Origin of the sequence: Cobetia sp. 2AS (genome assembly GCF_029846355.1) — a bacterium.
GTDB classification, from domain to species: domain Bacteria; phylum Pseudomonadota; class Gammaproteobacteria; order Pseudomonadales; family Halomonadaceae; genus Cobetia; species Cobetia amphilecti.
In genome coordinates, this window is record NZ_JARWKQ010000003.1 from 410,663 (window position 1) to 431,966 (window position 21,304).

15 protein-coding genes are annotated in these 21,304 nt (G+C 64.4%); 6 read left to right on the forward strand and 9 right to left on the reverse strand.

Translation table 11 applies throughout. The annotated features are described in order from the left end of the window. Nucleotides 1-155: 155 nt before the first annotated feature. Both QD356_RS11575 and QD356_RS11580 read right to left on the reverse strand, forming a co-directional pair. The gene (locus tag QD356_RS11575) at nucleotides 156-2,102 is read right to left on the reverse strand and encodes an exoribonuclease II (RefSeq protein WP_043333994.1); all 1,947 of its coding nucleotides are present in this window, start codon (nucleotides 2,100-2,102) and stop codon (nucleotides 156-158) included. A gap of 184 nt (nucleotides 2,103-2,286) precedes the next feature. Further along, entirely contained in the window at nucleotides 2,287-2,952 is a 666-nt protein-coding gene (locus QD356_RS11580) for an NAD(P)-binding oxidoreductase (RefSeq protein ID WP_192838553.1), read from the reverse strand. A gap of 283 nt (nucleotides 2,953-3,235) precedes the next feature. Here QD356_RS11580 and QD356_RS11585 point away from each other — a divergent pair, with 283 nt between their 5' ends. Further along, nucleotides 3,236-4,387 (forward strand): oxidoreductase, encoded by a 1,152-nt coding sequence (locus QD356_RS11585; protein WP_192838552.1) that lies wholly within the window; start codon nucleotides 3,236-3,238, stop codon nucleotides 4,385-4,387. Nucleotides 4,388-4,502: 115 nt separating this feature from the next. Here QD356_RS11585 and QD356_RS11590 read toward each other — a convergent pair whose 3' ends face one another. The 4 genes from QD356_RS11590 to QD356_RS11605 all read right to left on the reverse strand — a co-directional run bounded on the left by QD356_RS11590 (nucleotide 4,503) and on the right by QD356_RS11605 (nucleotide 9,359). Then, nucleotides 4,503-5,717: a TIGR01620 family protein gene (locus tag QD356_RS11590; protein ID WP_225996509.1), complete on the reverse strand. Its 1,215-nt coding sequence runs from the start codon at nucleotides 5,715-5,717 to the stop codon at nucleotides 4,503-4,505. After that, nucleotides 5,714-7,201, reverse strand: coding sequence for a YcjX family protein (locus QD356_RS11595; RefSeq protein ID WP_225996508.1), 1,488 nt, complete (start codon nucleotides 7,199-7,201; stop codon nucleotides 5,714-5,716). The genes QD356_RS11590 and QD356_RS11595 overlap by 4 nt, the downstream gene beginning before the upstream one ends. 115 nt (nucleotides 7,202-7,316) lie before the next feature. Then, a complete protein-coding gene (locus tag QD356_RS11600) occupies nucleotides 7,317-8,522 on the reverse strand; it encodes an MFS transporter (protein ID WP_192838709.1) in 1,206 nt (401 codons plus the stop codon). 144 nt (nucleotides 8,523-8,666) lie between these two features. After that, complete coding sequence (locus QD356_RS11605; RefSeq protein WP_192838551.1) at nucleotides 8,667-9,359, reverse strand: DUF2927 domain-containing protein; 693 nt, start codon at nucleotides 9,357-9,359, stop codon at nucleotides 8,667-8,669. On the opposite strand from QD356_RS11605, the gene QD356_RS11610 reads away from it, so the two are divergent. Further along, nucleotides 9,358-9,585 (forward strand): hypothetical protein, encoded by a 228-nt coding sequence (locus tag QD356_RS11610; RefSeq protein WP_192838550.1) that lies wholly within the window; start codon nucleotides 9,358-9,360, stop codon nucleotides 9,583-9,585. The two genes, QD356_RS11605 and QD356_RS11610, sit on opposite strands and share 2 nt — an antisense overlap. A 149-nt stretch (nucleotides 9,586-9,734) precedes the next feature. Here the strand turns inward: QD356_RS11610 and QD356_RS11615 are convergent, their stop codons facing one another. From QD356_RS11615 to QD356_RS11625, 3 genes are all read right to left on the reverse strand, one after another. Next, the gene (locus tag QD356_RS11615) at nucleotides 9,735-11,327 is read right to left on the reverse strand and encodes a solute:sodium symporter family transporter (RefSeq protein ID WP_054555381.1); all 1,593 of its coding nucleotides are present in this window, start codon (nucleotides 11,325-11,327) and stop codon (nucleotides 9,735-9,737) included. Between the two features lie 482 nt (nucleotides 11,328-11,809). Further along, complete coding sequence (locus QD356_RS11620; protein ID WP_054555382.1) at nucleotides 11,810-13,405, reverse strand: solute:sodium symporter family transporter; 1,596 nt, start codon at nucleotides 13,403-13,405, stop codon at nucleotides 11,810-11,812. A gap of 376 nt (nucleotides 13,406-13,781) precedes the next feature. Then, nucleotides 13,782-15,509 carry an alkaline phosphatase D family protein gene (locus tag QD356_RS11625; protein WP_225996507.1) on the reverse strand — a complete coding sequence of 576 codons (1,728 nt, stop codon included), beginning with the start codon at nucleotides 15,507-15,509 and terminating at the stop codon, nucleotides 13,782-13,784. A gap of 266 nt (nucleotides 15,510-15,775) precedes the next feature. On the opposite strand from QD356_RS11625, the gene QD356_RS11630 reads away from it, so the two are divergent. From QD356_RS11630 to QD356_RS11645, 4 genes are all read left to right on the forward strand, one after another. After that, a complete protein-coding gene (locus tag QD356_RS11630) occupies nucleotides 15,776-16,381 on the forward strand; it encodes a DUF924 family protein (RefSeq protein ID WP_192838549.1) in 606 nt (201 codons plus the stop codon). Between the two features lie 98 nt (nucleotides 16,382-16,479). Beyond that, on the forward strand, nucleotides 16,480-16,725 hold the full coding sequence (locus QD356_RS11635) for a GlsB/YeaQ/YmgE family stress response membrane protein (protein WP_043333988.1): 246 nt from the start codon (nucleotides 16,480-16,482) through the stop codon (nucleotides 16,723-16,725). Nucleotides 16,726-17,070: 345 nt separating this feature from the next. Beyond that, complete coding sequence (gene katE, locus QD356_RS11640) at nucleotides 17,071-19,317, forward strand: catalase HPII (RefSeq protein WP_192838548.1); 2,247 nt, start codon at nucleotides 17,071-17,073, stop codon at nucleotides 19,315-19,317. Nucleotides 19,318-19,767: 450 nt separating this feature from the next. Continuing rightward, on the forward strand, nucleotides 19,768-21,294 hold the full coding sequence (locus QD356_RS11645) for a catalase (RefSeq protein ID WP_043333987.1): 1,527 nt from the start codon (nucleotides 19,768-19,770) through the stop codon (nucleotides 21,292-21,294). The last annotated feature ends 10 nt before the right edge of the window (nucleotides 21,295-21,304 follow it).

Consider the following 21,304-nt stretch of genomic DNA (forward strand, 5'->3'; position numbering starts at 1 on the left):
ACAAAATTACAATTTTTCACGCTTGGCACACGATACGTATACGTAATGCACAAGAACGAAAAACGCCCCGGGCGCAGAGCGCTCCGGGGCGTAGATGGCCGTGGCAATTGCCCGTGATGACAAGGCAGTTACATACGGCAGTGGTGGGTCGCGGCTTATTCGGCCGGACGACCTACCAGTGAACGACGCTCTTCACGGGCTTCGGTCAAGGAGACCTTGATGATGTCGCCCAGCGAGTAACGCAGCTCGTCTTCGATGCGCACGCGGCCTTCCTTGTCATCGATCGCGACCTTCTTGCGATCGCTGTGGATCAGCGGTGCCGGAATGAAGACGCTGGCGCCATTCTCTTCCAGACGCACACGCATGCCGCCACGACGGATGTCGATGATCTCGCCAGTGAAGACCTGCTGTTCTTCGGCGGCCTTGGTCAGGTAGCGCACGTAGAGCCAGTCCTTCACATCGCGCTCGGCCATGCGGTTGAGACGACGACGTTCGCTGAGGTGCTCGGTCAGCTGCTCGGTGGCTTCCGCCGGCACGTCCTGGCCGAGAATCACGCGCTTGATCAAGCGGTGGTTGACCATGTCGCCGTACTTGCGGATCGGCGAGGTCCAGGTCGCGTAGGCTTCCAGCCCCAGACCGAAGTGCGGCCCCGGCTGAGCGGACATCACGGTGTAACCCTGGAAGCGACGCATGCGCACGTCCAGCCAGGTGTCTTCGCGGCTGTCCAGCTCCTGACGGATCAGGCGGTAGCCTTCCAGGCTGCCCAGCTGTTCCGGCGTGGCGGTGATGTTCTGGCCAGCCAGGAACTCGATGGTGTCGTCGTACTTCTCCGGCGCGAAGCCCTGGTGCACGTTGAAGATACCGTGACCGATGTGCTTGGAGAGCAGACGTGCGCAGCTCAGGTTCGCGGTGATCATGGATTCTTCGATCATGCGATTGCTGATGCGGCGGTGGTCGGCACGTACGTTGAGCACGTTGCCTTCCTCATCCAGCTCGAACTCGAAGTCCGGACGCTCGCGGAAGACCTGGGAGTTGCGTGCACGCCAGGCGATACGCGCCTGGGTGAAGGCTTCCAGCTGACGCAGACCTTCGGCCAGCTCTTCGGTTTCCGGCTTCCAGCTGCCTTCCTGGCCTTCGATCCAGTCGGAGACGTTGTCGTAGGTCAGGCGGTGGTGGGAGCGCATGGTGGCCGCGAAGAACTTCGGCTCGCCGATCACGCCATCGGTATCGATGTCGACGATGCACATCAGCGTCGGACGGTCTTCACCTTCCTTCAGCGAGCACAGGTCGTCGGCCAGGATTTCCGGCAGCATGGTGACGTTCTGGCTCGGCAGGTAGACGGTGAAGGAGCGCGTGCGCGCCTCTTCGTCGACACGGCTGCCTTCCGGCACGTAGGCGGTCGGGTCCGCGATGGCGATGCTCAGGGTCCAGCCGCCTTCCGGGCGCTCGACGATGTGCAGGGCGTCATCCATGTCACGGGTCTTCTCACCATCGATGGTGAAGAAGGGCACGTGGGTCATGTCTTCGCGAGTCAGGCCTTCCTCGAGCAGCGGCCAGTCAGTGCCGCCCTCCGGAGAGGCCTGTTCCAGCGCGTGACGCGCCAGGGTGACGCGCCACGGCACACGCGGGTTGTCCACGGTGGCGATGACTTCCTCGATCTGGGCGAAGAAGCTGCGGTCGTCCTTGCGCATCGGGTGACGCAGCAGACGTGCCACGACCCAGTCGCCATCATTGAGGGCTTCCTCATTGATGCCACGCTTCACGCGCGCTTTCATGCGCGTGTTGATGGAGGGATGGTCAGGCATCACGTTCAGGCGGCCATCACGCTTGCCGACACGAGCGACGAAGCGATCGACACCCGTCTCAATCAGCACTTCCGGCTGTACGGACTTCTTCTCACCTTCCACCTTGACGGTCGCTTCGACGGTATCGCCGTGCAGTACCTGCTTCATGGCGGGTGGCGGCACGAAGTAAGACTCGCCGTCCTCGCATTCGAGGAAGCCGAAGCCCTTGTCGGTGCCTTTGATCACCCCCGTGACACGGGGAATTTCCTGGCGGATTTGATCTTTCAGCTGCGCCAGCAGCGAATTGTTCTGCAGCATTTCGGAAGTTCTGTTGGCGGGGTCAGTGGCTCACTATACGGACATGGAGCATGGGGGGAAAGCTACCAGATGGCCCAACGCCCGCGCGGGTTGCGCGCAGGCGTGGATGAGTGGCAGGTCAAGCGTGGGCGAGCCTGGCGAAAGCGGCCTGCCTGTGCACTTTGCCACAGGCTCGGGCGCGCACTCAGTCGGCGGTCGTCGTGGCGTTCAGCAGACCCGAAACCGGCGTATCACCGTCGAACAGGGTGAAGATGGGCGCCTTGCGATGACGGCCGCCGATCTCGCGGGCCTTGATCAAGCCAAGCAGGAACTCGGCGACATTGGCGCGCGAGACCTGCATCTCGTCGGAGTCATCGGCGTTCTGGGTCAGCTTGCCGCTGCCGCTCTCGTTGGTGAGACGGCCGGGCTTGACGATGACATGACGCAGGCCGCTCTCGGCGAGGCACAGGTCAGCGGCCTTCTTGGCCGCGAAGTAGGGGCGCATCGCCGCCGGGCCGGCCAGCGGTGTCTCGGAGCGAATCGAGCTGACCTGGATCACGCGCGACAGCCCGAATTCGGCGGCCAGCTCCGCGGTGCGCATCGCACCGTGCAGGTCGATGGTCAGTGTCTTGTCCGGGCCGGTATTCGGGCCGGAGCCCGCGACGAACACCGCCTGATCGCAGCCATAGAAGGCCTGGCGCATCTCGCCTTCCAGATCGCCCAGAACCGTCGGGATGCTGCGTTCATGGAACCAGCTCTGCTGATCGGTCGAGCGGATCATCGCCACGACGGGTTCGCCGGCGGCCTGAGCCTTCTCGCAGAGTTGACGACCGATCTTGCCGTTGGCACCGATGATGAGCGTCTTGCGCATGCTGTCTGCTCCTTCGCGAGTCAAATGGCGAGGCGGCTGGCGAGTGACCTTCCCACTCACAGCCACGCCCCTCCTGGTACAGCAAGGTCTGCGGGCTGAGCCTTGAGACTTCAAGGGGACCGTTCAATCGCGGGCATTACGCGGCGACTCGCTCGCGGGATGAAGTCTGCGATGGACAAGCATTAAAGGCGGCTGTCATCTCTGTCTGTGGCACGGGAGCCTTGCTAGGATGGCGCTGCCAGGCACGACTCCCTCAAGATTGCGCCAACGACAAGGATGCCCGATGAGCCGCATAGCCCACCCCGCCACTGATGATCACAGCGACACCGCCGCATGGCACGGCGCCGCCTTCCCCTCCGAGAGCGCGATCCGGGTCGGGCTGATCGGTTATGGCATGGCGGTGCGCACCTTCCACGCGCCCTTGATCGAGGCCACGGACGGGCTGGCGTTGGTGGCGCTGTCCACCTCGCGGCCCGAGGTCGTCAGGGCCGAGCGTCCGCAACTGGAGGTGGAGGCCACCCCGGAGGCCTTGCTTGCGCGTGACGATATCGATCTGATCATCATCGCGACGCCCAACGAGACCCACGCCCCGCTGGCCTCTGCGGCGCTGGCGGCAGGCAAGCATGTGGTCGTCGACAAGCCCTTCACGGTGACGCTTGAAGAAGGCGAGGCCCTGACCCGCCAGGCCGAGCAGGCCGGCCGGGTGCTGGCGGTATTTCACAATCGGCGCTTCGATGCCGACTTCCTGACACTGGCGGAGTTGGTCAACGACGGCACGCTGGGGCGCATCGCGCATCTGGAATCCCACTTCGACCGCTTCCGCCCGACGGTGCCGAACCGCTGGCGTGAGCAGGCACTGCCCGGCAGCGGCCTGTGGTATGACCTCGGCCCGCACCTGCTGGATCAGGCGCTGTGCCTATTCGGCGAACCAGCCGCCATCCAGCTCACGCGTCGCGCCCAGCGCGAAGGCGCGGTGACCGATGATTTCTTCCACGCCGTGCTCGATTACGCCCACCATCCAAGGCACCCCGGTCTGGTGGTGGAGCTGCACGCCAGTGCACTGACGGCGGCGCCGACGGCACGCTTCGCCGCGCACGGCACCCGAGGCAGCTATGTGGTGTTCGGGCTCGACCCTCAGGAGGATTGCCTCAAGGCTGGTGACTGGCCCTCGCGTGACCCGCAGGAGCGCCAGGCGCGCCAGTGGGGGCGGGATGCGCGTCCCGGAATGCTGACTGTGCTGGAGGCCGACCCGGACGGCGCCGAAGGCGAGCAGGTGCTGGTGGGCGGCCCCCATCAGGGCCGCGATGGCGATTATCCGGCCTGGTATGCGGGGCTGCGCGACTGCATTCGCGGCCAGGGCGGCAATCCGACCTCGCCTCATGAGGCACTGCGCGTGATGAAGTGGCTGGAGGCCGGCATCGCCAGCGAAGGCTGAGGCCATCGAAAGTGAGATGACTCACGAAAGACGCGCGCCCTGAAGGCCCGAATGGCCAGCTATCAGAGGCGCGCGTCTTGTTTTCAAGGCAGTGGCAGGGGAGGTCGCGGCCTGCTCAGGCTGCGTCGTCCTCGCCCTTGTCGGCCTTGCGCATGCGCGAAAACAGCTCCGCGCGCAGCTCACCGATGCGCGGCACCTCCTCGGCATGGAAGGGGATGGGGCGCAGCAGGCGCATGGCTCGCAGGCCGAGACGTGCGTTCATCAGGCCACTGCCCAGCCCCTGGCCGGCCTTGGTGGAGAGGCGGCCGGCCAGATTCATCGACAGCAGGTCCATGCTGGCCTCGGCGGCCAGTTCGCTGGCACCGGCGAAGGCCATCGACGCCAGCACCTCCTTGAACAGTCGCAGGCGGCTGGCATAGCCCAGCTCCAGCCCGTAGAGGCGCGACAGGCGCTCCATCATGCGCAGCCCGCGCCAGGCCACCAGACTCATGTCGACCCAGGTCAGCGGCGAGACCGCCACCATCACCGCCGTCTCGCCACTCATGCGCGAGATCAGACGCCGCGCCTCACGGTCCCGCGGCCCCAGCACGTGGAAGGCGAACAGCTCGCGGCGCTCCGACGGGGAGTGATGCGCTTCACAGGCGGCGCGCCATGCGCGCACGCCGGCATCATCATCGCCGAGCTTCATCTGACGGAGTAGCTGTTCGAGCAGGTCTTCCTGCTGGCTGTCGGCTTTGCCGCCTGCCTTGCCCGAGTCCTCGTCAGGCGTGGACGGTGCATCACCGCGCTGGCCAAAGCTTTTCTGGCCAAAACCCCTTTGACCAAAGCTCTCCTGACCAAAGTCATCCTGCTGATGTTCTTCCAGCTCGGCGCGCAGCGCGACGTGCTTGCGCAGGTGACGCAGCCTGAAGAGCTCCTTGCCCAGCGCGCGGGCGCCAAGCCCGATGGCGCCAAGGCCCAGCAGGCCCCAGGCACCGGCGATCAGGTCGCCGCCCATGGCCGCCTGATAGAGCGCATGACCGGCCTCGACACCCCCGAGGGTCAGGGTGCCGAGCAGCAGCCATTTGAGGCCGCGATGACGTGGCCGGGCGCTCAGCGTCGCATCCAGTCCCGGGGTGGCGGGTTCCGGCTCGGCCGCCGCCAGGGGCTGGCTTTCCATCTCCGGCGAGAAGTGACGCGCGCCGCGCAGGGCCTCTGCCGTGCTCTCTGCCGCGCTCTCGGTGGGGCGCTCGGCGTAAGTGGTCGAGGCGGCATCGGCCTGCGCCGAATCGGCAGAATCGGGGCTCGTGAAGCGTTTGCCCGGGCGCGGATGGCGGGATTCGGTGGTCATTTCAGGTGGTCTCCCAGCAGCCAGTCGAGCACGGCGTCCATGCGAATGTGAGGTGGCGCATTGCCGTCGATCTTCGGCGGCGCGAAGTGGGGGAAGTCGAAGCGGCTTTCGGCCCAGAAATTCGGGTCGGGCAGCCGTGAGGGCACCTCGCCCGGGAACAGCAGCACGGACTCGCGGCCAGCGCCTTGCGTGTCCGAGTCGCCCGCTCCCTCGTGCTCAGCGAGCAGTTGTCCCGCCAGCGCCGGATGACGCTGACCATTCTCGACCACCTCACGGGCCTCGCTGGCGCGGATGGCGGCGATGGTGAAGGCCTTGAGTGGCACATCACGATAGCGCAGGCGCTTGAGCGGGTCCGCCAGCAGCTGTTCGAGCAGGTCGCGCATCGCGCCATGCTGCTCTGGCGTGACGTGGTCGGCCTTGGTGGCGGCGATGGCCAGGCGGTCGATGCGGCGGTCCATCAGGCGCGCCAGCAGATGACGACGGCCATAGGCGAAGCTGTCGAACAGCTTGTCCAGCGCACGGCTCAGGTCGCGGAAGGGCGCCGGGCCGGCATTCAGCGCGCCCAGCACGTCGATCAGCACGATCTGGCGGTCAAAGCGCCGGAAGTGGTCATGATAGAAGGGGCGCACCACGCGGCGGCGATAGTGATCGAAGCGGCGTGCGAGGGTGCGATACAGGCTGGCTTCCGGCAGGGCGGCCAGCGCGTCGGGTGTCCAGTCACCGAGTCCCGGCAGCGGGAAGAACTGCAGCACCGGCGCTTCGTCCAGTTCGCCGGGCAGCAGGAAACGGCCCGGTGTCAGGTCGACGAAGCCACCCTTGCGGCGCGCGGCGTGCAGATAGTCGGTATAGAGGCTCGCGATCTCGGCGAGGCGGTCTTCATCCACCTCGCTGTCCGGCGTCAGGCCCTCGATGGCCGCCATCCAGTCATGCGCCCAGTCGCCACGCCCGTCGGCCAGCTGGGTCTCGCACTCACTGCTCCAGCCGCTGAAGTCCTGCTCCAGCATCGGCAGGTCCAGCAGCCATTCGCCGGGGTAGTCGATCAGGTCCAGCGTCAGGGTGGCGCGCTGGCTGTCGAGCATGCGCGCGGCGCGCGAGGTGGGGCGAAAGCCGATCTTGAGACGCAGCTCGCTGATGCTGCGGGTTGGCGTCGGCCATTCGGGGCCATGCGGCGAATGCTGGCCGGACAGCGAGCGCAAGCCGGCTTCCAGCGGAAAGCGCGGAATGGAGAGGTCCGGCTGGCTGACACGTTCCGCGCCGAGCAGACGACCATCGCGTGCGGCGGGCAGCAGTTCCAGGCGCGCACCGAGTCCGGCATGGCGCAATTGCTCGATCAGAGAGACGAGAAAGGCGGTCTTGCCGGCGCCGGACAGGCCCGTGACGGCGAGCCGCAGCTGGCGGTCGAGACCGCGCTCCAGCAGGTCATGTGCTTCGCGGCCCACATCGCGGGCAAGCTGGCGGGCGTTGCGGGTCATGGTGTTGAACATCAGGCATTCCCTGTCAGTGGGGGCGAGGCGGCGGCGCGACGTGATGGCGTCCTGGCAGCTGATGATGAGCTGGGTGATGGCCGGGATTTGTCAGCGTGCGCCGCACGGCTCGCCATCATCCCTCTATCTGCGGGCGATCGGCGCGCAAGGCAAGCTGACGCCACGCCAGCAGGGCGATGGGCAGCAGGCAGGCGGGGATCAGCAGCAGGTTGAGCAGCGCCCAGCCCAGCGTACTGACCAGGGGGCCGGCCAGCAGCGCCGTCACCGCCCCGGTGGTGAAGACGAGGAACTCGTTGGCGGCCTGGGTGCGGGCCTTCTCGTTGGGGCGATGGCAGCGGGTCAGCAGCGTGGTGGCGGGCAGGAAGGTGAAGTTCCAACCGATGCCGAGCAGGATGAGACCGAGGAAGAACCCCTGGGTTCCCGTCAGGTGGTCGGCGGCCAGCAGCTGCGCAGTGGCAAGACTTGCCAGCAGAAAGCCGCAGCCGGTCACGATCATGGTGCCCGCCCCGAAGCGGGCGACCAGCCGCCCGGTGAAGAAGGACGGCAGGAACATGGCGACCACATGCCATTGAATGGTGGTGGCGACATGATCGAAGCCGTGTCCGGCATGGGCCATGGCCAGCGGTGTGGCCGTCATCGCCAGATTCATCACCCCATAGCCGACCATCGCGCTGAGCACGGCCAGCAGGAAGGTCGGTTGACGCAGGATCACGCCCAATGGGCGTGCAGGCGCCGCTGCATCATCGTCGGCTGACTGGGCGTTGCCTTCGTGGGGCAGGCGGATGAAGGCCAGCAGCAACAGCGCCACCAGATAGAGCGCCCCCAACCCGATGAAGCTGCCCAGGAAGGGCGTGTCGGCCAGTGCATGACTGGTGCGCGCAAGCCACGGCCCGAAGAAGGCCGCCAGCACGCCACCGCCCATTACCAGCCCGATGGCGCGCTCACGTTGCTCCTCCGGGGCGGCTTCCATCGCGGCGAAGCGATACAGCTGGCCGAAGCCGATACCGATGCCCACCAGCCAGGTGGCAAGCAGGAACAGTCCGAAATGCTGCAGATGCAGCGCCAGCACGGCCAGCCCCGCGCCAGCCAGCCCGCACAGATTGCCGAGCACGAAGCCGCGCCGCCGCCCGAGACGGGCGGTGATCAGCGAGGCGGGAATGGTGGCGCACATCAGGCCCAGCCACTGGGTGGCGACCGGCGCGGTCGACCAGCTGCTCGAGGCCAGCTGGGCACCGATCAGCGGCGAGACCGCGATCAGCAGGATGTTGCCGCTGACCAGCAAGGCCTGACACAGCGACAGCAGCGTGACGGCCAGCGGCAGGCGTGCCCGGTCGGCAGCGGGAGAAGATAGTGGCATGAAGGCGCAGCTCCGTCGGATGTCGGCGCCCGGCGCGCCTGACCTGATTATGCCTGTGCTCCGCTCAGGCGTTCCAACTCCGTGCCCGGGATTGCGCTCTCGGTGAGCCTAGTCTCCCGCCCATTCCCGCAGGCTGCCCTGACGCACACGGCGGATGGCATGTGACAGCTCGCCCTGCTCGGCAAGACGCTGGATGACCGCGGGCAGCGCAGCACGGACTTGTGCGGCTGACATGCCGGGGGAAAGTTCCGGGGCATACAGCATCTTGAGCAGCACGTAATCCAGCGGGCTCAGCCAGGTATCCACCGTGACGTCACTGAAGACGGAGGGGAAGACCCTGTCTGAATCATTGGGCAGCCCCATCAGCTGGGCGCTCTCCTCGACGACGCAGTCCACCAGGCGCGCCTTCTGGCGGGCATAGTCCGCGGGAATCAGGATCAGGCCGCTGGTGATGGCGTGATCCGGCCCGGTCTTGAACAGCGTCAGGCACACGCCTTCACGCAGTGCCTTGCGCATGCCCGGGGTGGCGGCCTGCTGCTTGCCGACGTAGGCGGCGGCCTCGCGCGTCATGTGGTCTCGGGCGATGAAGGCGATGCGCAGGTTGGCCTCTTTGGCGGAGGACACGAAACTCAGCGGCTGGCCGGTGATGGCGGCCAGATGACGAAACTGGACCTTGCTCATCTGTCGCTGCATGCGCGAATTGCCCAGCTGTGAATCGACCCGCACCTTGATGGGCGCCTGCCAGCGCACCAGCGAGGCGCTGCTGCCGGGTTGGTATTCACGCTTGAGCGCCACTTCCATGAAGCTGTCCGTCAACACATCGGCCCGCTGCCAGCGCTCGGCGGCCTGGCTCGGGGTGATGGCGGTCAGACTGGAAAGCAGCAGAGCGACGCCCAGCGCCTTGAGCGCCCAAGGCGCCCTGAGCGAGGAAAAGAAAGAAGCCCTCAGCGGGGAAGAGAACGGAGCCCTCAGCGAAGAGGAGAAAGGAGCCCTCAGCGTGGAAAAGAAAAGCCCTTTGAGCTGGTGATGGGGTAAGCAGGGCATGGGCGACCTCTTCAGGGAACATGCAGACCAGCATGCCTGAAATGCACACGCCCCGCGTGTCCGAGAGGGCAACGCGGGGCGTGATGCTCAATTGATGACGATTTGTCGTTCCCAAGGGGCGACTTTCAGGCGTCAGATGAAGGCCAGATAGATGGCGATCACCAGCACGACCAGCAGCAGCGCGCAGACCTTGGCGCCTTTCCAGGGCGTCATGTCGATGGCGCCGACATCCTGCTGGATCCACGGCTCGTCACGCGGCGCCAGCTTGCCGATGATCAGCATCATCGCGATCAGCAACACGAACACCAGGCCGACGAAGTGGAACTCGTGGATCACGTCGAGCACGCCGGAGAAGGCCGGCACGAAGTAGACCACCCCGATCACGCTGCAACCGATCAGCAGTGCCAGGTTGGCGGCGATGGTCGGCACGCGACGCGTCAGCAGCCCCATCAGCACCACGGCGAAAATCGGGATGAAGTAGATGGCATTCATCTTCTGCAGGTAACCGAACAGGCTCTCCTGACCGGCCAGCAGTGGCGCGAGGGTCATGGAGGCGATCGCCAGCACCCAGCCGAAGCCCTTGGAGACCTTGACCACTTCCTCGTCGCTGGCATCACGACGCAGATGCGCCTTGTAGATACCGGTGGAGAACAGCGTGGTGGTGGCGTTCAGCGCCGAGTTGAAGGACGACAGGATCGCACCGACCATCGCCGCGGCGAAGAAGCCGGTCAGCGGTGCAGGCAGCACATCGAAGACCAGCTGGCCGTAGGCGCTGTCGGCCTTGACGCCGGAAGAGGCATAGAGGTGATAGGCGATGATGCCGGGAATCACCAGATACAGCGGGCCCAGCAGCTTGAGGGCACCGGTCAGCAGCACGCCTTTCTGGCCCTCGGCGAGGGTCTTGGCGGCGAAGGTGCGCTGGATGATCTGCTGGTTGGTACACCAGTAGAAGAAGTTGATGATCATCACGCCGGTGAACAGGGTCGAAAAGGGCACCGACTGGTCTTCACCGCCCATGGAGTTGAATTTCTCCGGATTGGCGGCGGTCAGCGTGTCCCAGCCGGCCATCACGCCCTGGCCATCACTCACCGCATCGAGGCCGAAATAGACGATCAGCATGCCGCCGATCAACAGGCCCACGCCGTTCAAGGTGTCGGAGATGGCGATGGAGCGCATGCCGCCGAACAGGGCATAGATGGCACCGATGATGCCGACCACCCAGATGGTCATCCACAGCAGCGCATTGGGCGAGCTGATGCCGGTCAGCGAGGGCAGATCCAGCATGCCCTGCAGGCCGATGGCACCGGAGTAGAGGATGATCGGCAGCAGGATCACCGCGTAGGCGAACAGGAAGATCAGGTTGGTGATCAGCTCGGTGCTGCGGCCATAGCGCAGGGCCAGCAGCTCGGGCAGGGTGGTGATGCCACTCTTGAGGAAGCGTGGCAGGAAGAACATCGCCATCACCACCATGGCCAGTACCGCCATGACCTCCCAGGCCATCACCGACAGGCCATCGGTGAAGGCGGCGCCATTCAGGCCGACCATCTGCTCGGTGGACAGGTTGGTCATCAACAGGGAACCCGCGATCAGCGGGAAGGTCAGGCTGCGTCCGGCGAGGAAATAACCGGTGGAATGCGATGTGTCATCGCGGTGTGTCCACCACCAGGTCAAGGCGGCGACCAGGCCGGTAAAGAACACGAAAGAAACAAGTGTCAGGGCATGCATGGGGGAGGATTCCTTTAGGCGTGCGGCGGCGAATCATGAGGCGGTGGGCAGGTGACCCGAGTGGCGATTCGACGCCGTCCAGCCGTGGCGATGCAATGCACACAGCAAGCTGTGTCATCGTCCGTGAAGAGACTCACCGGTAACATTCACGGCAAGACTGGCGATAGTGTAGGTATCTCCCGATTTCTCGCTATCCGCCATTTGTAGAACATACGTTGGTTTTGAGGTGCAGCTGGCGTCGATTGAGCGTTGAGAATGAACAGGCGGTCATTGCTTCTCAGTCTCTGGTATCAGGCCTTGATCGCAGTGTCGTAAAAAGACGCATGTCACGGCTTTCACCGCGTATTGCGGGTCATCTTTGATGCCCAATCAGAGACGCCAGCGCCCCGCCATCGGTGAAGATGGCGGGGCGCTGGCGTGCTCATGTCATACGCTCATGTCGATGACATGTGGTATGCGATCACGTTGGGCGAGTGGGGCGATCAGCCGGCGAAGGCCAGATAGATCGCCATCACCAGTACCAGCAGAATGATGCTGGCGATACGCGTGCCGGCCCAGGGGGTCATGTCGATGGCACCGACGTCCTGCTGGATCCAGGGTTCGGCGCGCGGTGACAGCTTGCCGATCACCAGCATCATGGCGATCAACAGCACCAGCACGATGGCGATGAAGTGGAAGTTGTGCACCCGATCGACCAGCTCGGAAAGCGTCGGCACGAAGTAGAACAGGCCGATGACCGCGCAGCCGAGCACCAGGGCCAGGTTGGCGGCGATGGCCGGCACGCGCTTGGACATCAGTCCCACCACGATCACCGCCAGCAGCGGGATGTAGTAGATGGAGTTCACCTTCTGCACGTAGACGAACAGGCTTTCCTGGGTCGCCAGCAGCGGCGCGATGGCCATCGCGGCGGCGGCCATGATCCAGCCGGCCCACTTGGAGGCCTTGACCACCTCTTCATCGCTGGCCTGCGGCTTGAGGCGTGCCTTGTAGACATCGAGGCTGAACAGGGTGGCGGTGGAGTTGAGCGCCGAGTTGAAGGACGACAGGATCGCGCCGACCATCGCCGCGGCGAAGAAGCCGGTCAGCGGTGCGGGCAGCACATCGAAGACCAGCCGGCCATAGGCGGCGTCGGCCTTGATGCCGTCACCGGCGTAGAGCTGGAAGGCGATGATGCCCGGCAGCACCAGATACAGCGGGCCCAGCAGCTTGAGGGCACCGGTCAGCAGCACGCCTTTCTGGCCTTCGGCGAGGGTCTTGGCGGCGAAGGTGCGCTGGATGATCTGCTGGTTGGTACACCAGTAGAACATGTTGAGCAGCAGCACCCCGGTGAACAGGGTCGAGACCGGCACTGACTGGTCATCGCCGCCCAGCGAATTGAGCTTCTCTGGGTGGGTCTCCTTGAGCGTCTCCCAGCCGGCGAGAATGCCATTGCCGTCACCGACACGGTCCAGCCCGTAGTAGACGATGATCATGCCGCCGATCAGCAGGCCGATGCCGTTCAAGGTGTCGGAGATGGCGATGGAGCGCAGGCCACCGAAGAGGGCATAGATGGCACCGGCGATACCGACGGCGATCACGGTGCCGGTCAGCAGCACCATCTGCGAGTCGATGCCGGTCAGGGCGCGCAGGTCGAGCACGCCCATCAGGCCGAGGGCGCCGGAGTAGAGAATGCTGGGCAGCAGAATGATGGCGTAGGCCAGCATGAAGATCAGGTTGGCCAGCAGCTGGGTGGTGCGATCGAAGCGCAGCGCCAGCAATTCCGGCAGGGTGGTGATGCCGCTCTTGAGGAAGCGTGGCAGGAAGAACATGGCCATCGCGACCAGCGAGACCACGGCCACCACTTCCCAGGCCATCACGGAGAGGCCGTCGGTGAAGGCGGCGCCGTTGAGGCCCACCATCTGCTCGGTGGACAGATTGGTCATCAGCAGGGAGCCTGCGATGATCGGGAAGGTCAGACTGCGCCCGGCGAGGAAATAGCCGGTGGAATGTTGATGGTCGTCACGACGGGTCAGCCACCAGGTGATCACGGCGACCAGCCCCGTGAAGAACACGAAGGAGCTCAGGGTGAGGGCGTTCATGGCATTATCCTTGTTGAACAACAGGGCTCGGAGGCCTGCTTGCTCAGCTGCCCATCGTCTGCAGAACATGCCTCACCGTTGGCGCGCGGTACCACGAGACACGCTGTCAGCGACCGACATCTAGCGTGCCGATCAGTGTCAAAGAAATGCCTGACCCTCACCATTGACAATTTGTCTGACATTTTTCTGCAATTGTCTGATTCGTGCAGACATAGCCCGCCAGCGGCTGTCGAGCTGTCGCCATGACCAGAACGCCCCGCCTCTTGCGTGTCGATCGACAGCAGGGGGCGGGGCGTTGTCGTTGTCAGAAGCTGGTATCGGAAGTTGGTTTCAGAGGCCGATAGTCAGCAGCGAGTGCCAGAAACAGACACCGCTGTCAGGCGCTGGCGGCGGCGGGGGTCAGCACCTGCTGGTAGAGCGAGGCGCCGTGAATGTCCTTCAGCGTCACGGTCAGCGCTTCGCTCTCGGGGTCGAGATCCACCTGGCCGAAGAACTGGAAACCCTCGCTGGGCGACATGTTGGCCCGCCCCTCAGGCGGTGCCTTCACGAATTCGAGTCTCGGCCCGAAGGTGTTGTCCAGCTCGCCGGGACCGAAGGTGCCGGCGTGGATCGGGCCGCTGACGAATTCCCAGAACGGCGTGAAGTCCTTGAAGACGGCGCGCTCGGGCGAGTAGTGGTGCGCGGCGGTGTAGTGCACGTCGGCGGTCAGCCAGACCAGATTCTGGATGTCGTGATCGCGCACGAACTTGAGCAGTTCGGCAATCTCCTGCTCGCGTCCCAGCGCCTCGCCATCACCATTGGCGCCGTTCTCGAAATTGTCGCCGTCACGCACCAGCAGCCCGATCGGCATGTCGGAGGCGATGACCTTCCAGGTGGCGGTGCTGGCCTTGAGCGACTGCTTGAGCCATGCCAGCTGATCGCGACCCAGGAAGTCGGTCTGTGGACCACGTCCCGTCTGGCGGTTGGCGGAATTGGCACCGCGGAAGCTGCGCATGTCGAGCATGAACATCTCGAGCCCCGGCCCGAAGCTGAAGTTGCGGTGGATGCGCTCCGGCGCGGCTGGGCCGGTGCGCAGCGGCATGTTCTCGAGGAAGGCGCGACGCGCATTGGCGGACAGCACGTCGAGATTCTTCTCGGTGTAGCGATCATCCTCGAGAATCTCGCCCGGGTACCAGTTGTTGGTGGTCTCGTGGTCGTCCCACTGGGCGAACATCGGCACTTCGGCATTGAAGCGACGCAGGTTCTCGTCCATTAGGTTGTAGGCGTACTGGCCACGATACTCGTCCAGCGTTTCTGCCACCTTGGACTTGGCGGGCGTGACGATATTGCGCCACAGGCTGCCGTCGTGCTGGGTGACGCTCTCCTCGAGCGGGCCATCGGCGTAGATGGTATCGCCGGAGTGCAGGAAGAAGTCCGGCTTGACCTGACGCATGGTCTCGTAGAGGCGCAGGCCGCCGAAGTCCGGGTTGATGCCCCAGCCCTGACCGACGGTGTCACCGGACCACACGAAACGCAGTGCACGCGGTGTCTGGGCGCTCGGCGGCAACACCAGGCGACCGGCGGTGGCCTCGCTGATGGCGCGGTGGTCATCCAGCGCCGCGTAGCGCACCCGGTAGAAAACCTCGCCGCTGGCGTTGGCGCGAGTGCCGATGCGGGTCAGGTCGAGCTTGCTGGTCAGGCCGTCCGCCGGCAGGGCCACCGGGCCACGCATCTGGAAGGCGCCGCGCATCTCGGGATTGTCGGCCAGTTCGATCAGCATGCGTGCCGGCTTGTCGCTCTGGCTCCACAGCATGGCGCGGCTGGCGGTCACGTCGCCGCTCATCACGCCGGAGGGCATGCGTGGTCGCCGTCCTTCGGCCATCACGATGGCGGGAGCGCCGAGCAGGCCCGTGGTCGCCAGCAGCCCGACCCCGGCACCCTGCAGGCCGCGCCCCAGCAGCTGACGGCGGTCCATCCGTGACGGGGCGCCGGCGGGGGTGACTGGCGCAGCGTCATTGCCGGCTGGCGCAGCACTTGGTGAAGCGGGGGATGTGGGGGGGGGGTGAGCGGCGTGGGACTTGCGAGAGGAACGCAAAGGCAGCAGATCAGACAGACGGCGGGACATGACGGGCTTCCTTGTAACGGTCTGGCGTCAGGTTGGGATAGAGAGTGGCAACACAAGTGACATCAGGGCACCAGCCAGCGCGGGGCATGCCGCAAAGGCTGACAGCGCTGATGGGAGAGGCTACTTTCCACGCTCAAGATGAAGATCCGGTGTCAGAACCATGATCGCCCCGCGCCGCTCAGGCCCGGCACTCGCAGTGCAAGTTGTCGCGATTAGCCAGCCCTGTCTCGCGGCTTGCTTCCCGACTCCGCCCAAGGACACCCTCAATGCCCCCCTCAAACCCCTCGGAATCCCCGCAACCTGATGCCGCCAGGCTGATCGCGGACAGCCATCCCCAGGCACGGCAGGTGCTCGATTACTGGTTCACTCAGCTGACGCCCAAGGACTGGTTTCGCAAGAGCGATGCGCTCGATGGTCAACTGCGTGAGCGATTCGCCGCGCGGCTCGAGCAGGCACTTGCCTGTGAGCTGTGGGAGTGGCGGGCGAGTATCGGTGGGCGGCTGGCGGAAATCCTGCTGCTGGACCAGTTCGCGCGCAATATCCATCGCGATACTCCGCGCGCCTTCCGTGGTGACAATCTGGCACTCGCGCTCTCCCAGCAGGCCGTCACGCTGGGCGACCTGGACCGCCTTCCGCTGGCCTGGCAGCCCTTCGCGATCATGCCGTGGATGCACAGCGAATCGTTGCGCATCCATGAACACGCCGAACAATTGTTCGCACGCCCCGGTCTCGAGCACACCTTGCGCTATGAGCATCTGCATGCGGACATCGTGCGTAGATTCGGCCGCTACCCGCATCGCAATGCGATTCTCGGTCGCGAGTCCACGCCGGAAGAGATCGCCTTCCTGGGCCAGCCCGGCTCCTCATTCTGACAAATGAAAGATCGCCCCCTTTTAATTGTGTGACGTCGTCTCCAAGACTTGTACAGCGGCGCCAAGCGCCTGTACATCAGCAAGGAAGGAGACAGCAGATGGGTATCATTCTTGGGTTGATCATCGGTGGTCTGGCCGGCTGGATCGCAGGCAACATCATGCGCGGCGGCAGCTTCGGCATTCTTGGCAACATCGTCGTCGGTGTCGTCGGCGGCCTGCTGGGCAGCGTCATCTTCAAGCTGCTGGGGCTGGCCTCCACCGGCATCATCGGCTCGCTGGTCGTCTCGGTCGTGGGGGCGGTGGTGTTGCTGTGGATCGTTTCGAAGGTCAAGTCCAAGGCCTGACGGCGTGGTGTCGAGCCCCGTCAGGCGGTTGTCAGCAAGCGCAAGCAGCAAGCGAAAGTAGCAAGCAGCAAGCAGCAAGTGCAGTCGTCAACAGCAAGTGAAGTCCCTTGCGGGTGTCTGGATGGATTCGATGTTGACACCCGCCGCAGCAACGCCTCTTGTCACCCGGGGCACCTGACTGCCCGGTGATCTGTCACGGCGCCGAGAGGTGCCTTGTTCGAGAAGTGCTTTGACGACAAGCACTTGGACAAGAAGTACGCCGGCAAGAGGCGGCAAGGCCGAATCATCCTTCAGCGTCACACTAGTGGCGCGTTGCGGATCTAGCGAAAACAGGAGCGTTTGAGCATGGCGAGCAATGAGCACGATTCAGCACCTTCTTCCCAGTCGAATGCCGACAGCGCGAAGTGCCCCTATCACGAGGGCCAGAATCGCTCGGCAGAGGGAGAGAACCCCTATACCCATCCCAACCGCAATGGGCCGCACGACACCAAGCCCAATGCCGGTGACGGCCATGCCAAGGACGAGGCGCTGGAGACCTATCGCGCCGACGCCGAAGGCCATGACCTGCGCACCAACCAGGGACTGCGCATCGCGGACAACCACAACTCGCTGAAGGCGGGGGAACGCGGTCCGACCCTGATGGAAGATTTCATCTTCCGCGAGAAGATGAACCACTTCGACAATGAACGTATTCCTGAGCGTATCGTTCACGCGCGTGGCGCGGCCGCGCACGGGTATTTTCAGGCCTACGACAATGCCTCCAGGTATTCCAAGGCCGGCGTGTTCAGCGACCCGTCCAAGAAGACGCCGGTGTTCGTGCGCTTCTCGACCGTGCAGGGCTCGCGTGGCTCCAACGACACGGTACGTGACGTGCGTGGCTTCGCGACCAAGTTCTACACCGATGACGGCAACTGGGACCTGGTCGGCAATGACATCCCGGTGTTCTTCATCCAGGACGCGATGAAGTTTCCTGACTTCGTGCACGCCGTGAAGCCGGAGCCGCACAACGAGATTCCCCAAGGCCAGTCAGCCCACGATACCTTCTGGGACTTCGTGTCACTGATGCCGGAAACCACTCACACCGTGCTGTGGACCATGTCGGACCGCGCCTTCCCGCGCCATTACCGCAACATGGAAGGCTTCGGTGTGCATACCTTCCGTCTGATCGACCGCGAAGGCGTGTCGCGCTTCGTCAAGTTCCACTGGAAGCCGGTGGCCGGTACCTGCTCGCTGATCTGGGATGAAGCCCAGAAGCTGTGGGGACGTGACCCGGACTTCAACCGTCGCATGATGTGGGATGACATCAAGAGCGGCGCGCCGCTGGAGTGGGAGCTGGGCATCCAGGTGGTCGAGGAGAAGGACGAGCACAGCTTCGACTTCGACATTCTCGACCCGACCAAGCTGATCCCCGAATCGCTGGTGCCGGTGGTGCCGATCGGCAAGATGGTGCTGGACCGTAACCCGGACAACTACTTCGCCGAGACCGAGCAGGTCGCCTTCAATCCGGCCAACATCGTACCAGGGATCGACTTCTCCAATGACCCGCTGCTGCAGGGGCGTCTGTTCTCCTATCTGGATACCCAGATGCTGCGTCTTGGTGGGCCGAACTTCCACGAGATTCCCATCAACCAGCCGGTGTGCCCGTTCCACAACAACCAGCGCGATGCCCAGCATCGTCAGACCATCAACACGGGGCAGGCGTCCTACGAGCCGAACTCCATCGATGGTGGCTGGCCGGCCGAGACACCGCCGTCCCAGGACGCCCATGGCGGTTTCGAGCCGTATCATGAGCGCATCGAGGCGCACAAGGTACGTGCGCGCAGCGCCTCCTTCGGGGATCACTATTCCCAGGCCACCCTGTTCTGGAACAGCCAGACTGACGTGGAGAAGGAGCACATCATCGCGGCCTACACCTTCGAGCTTTCCAAGGTCGAGCGTCCGTGGATCCGTGAGCGGGTGATCACCGAGATCCTGCCCAACATCGATCTGGAGCTGGCACGTCGCGTCGGTGAGAATCACGGCATCGAGACACCGACCAGCAAGCCCGCGCCGGACGGTGAACTGGGCACCAGCCAGGTCGACAGCGACCCGGCGCTGAGCCTGATGGCGCGCCTGCCGGACTCCATCGCCACCCGCAAGGTCGCGATCCTGGCCGCCGATGGCGTCGCCATGGAAGATGTTCGCTCGATCAAGGAGCAGCTGGCCGCCGAGGGTGCCGAAGGGCTGTTGATCGCCCCGAGCATGGCGCCGATCAAGGCCGGAGACGGCACCATGCTGTCGCCGGATGCGATGCTCAATGGCCTGCCGTCCGTGACGGTGGATGCCGTCGTCGTCGCTGGCGGCGCGGGCAGCGTCGAGGCGCTGAGCGGCTCGGGCCTCGGACTCTATTATGTCCAGGAAGCCTACAAGCACCTGAAGCCCATCGTGGCGATCTGCGAAGGCAAGGAGCTGCTGGCCGCCGCACGCGTGCCGGTCGAGGAGGGCGTCATCCTGGTGGATGATGTGCTCGCCGCCAGCCTGCCGCTGCGTGATGCCCTGATGGCTCACCGTGTGTGGTCGCGTGATGCGCGTGCCAACCAGATGCCGGCATGAGGCGCTGACGCCCCACAAGGTATGATGTAACTCACCAAGCCCCCTGACCTGCAAAGGTCAGGGGGCTTTTTCATGGTCATGATGCGGTCATTTCCGGACGTGAAGATGGGGTGGCGAAGAAAGGTGAAAACAGGGTTGGTGATGCCGCCGGGTCGAGGGCCGTCCTGCGGTTCACGCCGCTGAGGGTGGCTGATAGGCTCAGTGATAGGGGCTGATTATCGAAGGCATGCTGGTAATTGATTATCGCTAGAAGCACCAGGTGCGTAAGGTAAGCAGGCATCAAGGGGCCACAAGCCAGCACATGCCGGGCAGGCATCGGCCCCGACCCGATTCGACAATGGGCTGCAGGCTTTCACATCAAGCAGCGCATGAAAATGTGACATCAGCAACATCTGGCCTTGCCAGTCGAGTTTGATAGCGCTTTTTTCTACCTGACAGGAGAACGTCTACATGTCCCAGACTCCACGCTATACCACAGGTAACGGCGCCCCGGTGCCTCACGATGACATCAGCCAGACAGCGGGCCCGAATGGTTCACTGACCTTCGACAACTGGCGTCTGTTCGAGAAGCTGGCGCACTTCAACCGTGAGCGCATTCCGGAGCGTGTCGTCCACGCCCGTGGCGTCGCCGCCTACGGCACCTTCACCCTGACCCGTGACCTGTCTGACCTGACCATCGCCCGCTTCCTGCAGGGTGTCGGCAAGCAGACCCCGTTGCTGGCGCGTTTCTCCACCGTGGCCGGTGGCCAGGACAGCGGCGACAACACTCGCGACGTGCGCGGCTTCTCCTTGAAGTTCTACACCGAGGATGGCAACTGGGACATGGTCGGCAACAACACGCCGGTGTTCTTCATCCGCGAGCCGTCCAAGTTCCCTGACTTCATCCACACCCAGAAGAAAGACCCGCGCACCAATATGGTCGACTGGCAGAACCGTTGGGAATTCTGGGCCAACCATCCGCAGGCGCTGCATCAGGTCACCATCCTGATGTCCGACCGCGGTATCCCGAAGTCGCTGACCACCATGAACGGCTACAGCTCGCACACGCTGAGCCTGTGGAACGACAAGGGCGAGCGTGTCTGGGTCAAGTGGCACTTCAAGACCGACCAGGGCCACGAGACGCTGACCGACGATCAGGCGGCGCAGGTCGCACCGGACTTCCACCAGCACGACATGTTCACCCGCCTCGAGCGTGGCGAGCGTCCGAGCTGGACCGTCAACCTGCAGGTGATGACCGAAGCCCAGGCACGTGACTACCACATCAACCCGTTCGATCTGACCAAGGTGTGGCCGCACGGTGACTTCCCGCTGATGGAAGTCGGCAAGATGGAGCTCAACCGCAACCCGGAGAACTACTTCGCGGAAGTCGAGCAGTCCGTCTTCTCGCCGTCCAACTTCGTGCCGGGTATCGGCGCCTCGCCGGACCGCGTGCTGCAGGCTCGTCTGTGGGCCTACGCCGATGCACACCGCTACCGTGTCGGTGCCAACGCCGAGCAGCTGCCGGTCAACCGTCCGGTCTGCCCGGTCAACCACTACCAGCGTGATGGCGTGATGGCGGGCATGTGCCCGGTCACCGGTCACGGTGGCGGCCCGCTGGGCGGCCAGGTCGGTCAGGGCGTGCCGGGAGAAACGAAGGAAGGTGGCCAGTACTCACGCACCAACTTCTATCCCAACGAGCGTGCCGAGCAGGGCGCCCCGGTGCCGGACGCTACCGTCGCCGAGCCGGCGATGCCGCTGGAGCAGAACGCCTGGATGGGCTATCACGACAACAGCGATGAGGATAACTACAGCCAGGCCGGCAACCTCTATCGTCTGTTCGATGAAGGCCAGAAGACGCGCATCACCGACGTCATCGCCGGCACCATGGTAGGCGTCAGCCACGTGGTCCAGGACAAGATGATCGCGCACTTCCGTCAGGCGGATGCCGATTATGGTGATCGTATCGCCACCAAGCTGGCCAAGCTCGATCCGCGCTGAGTCAGTCATG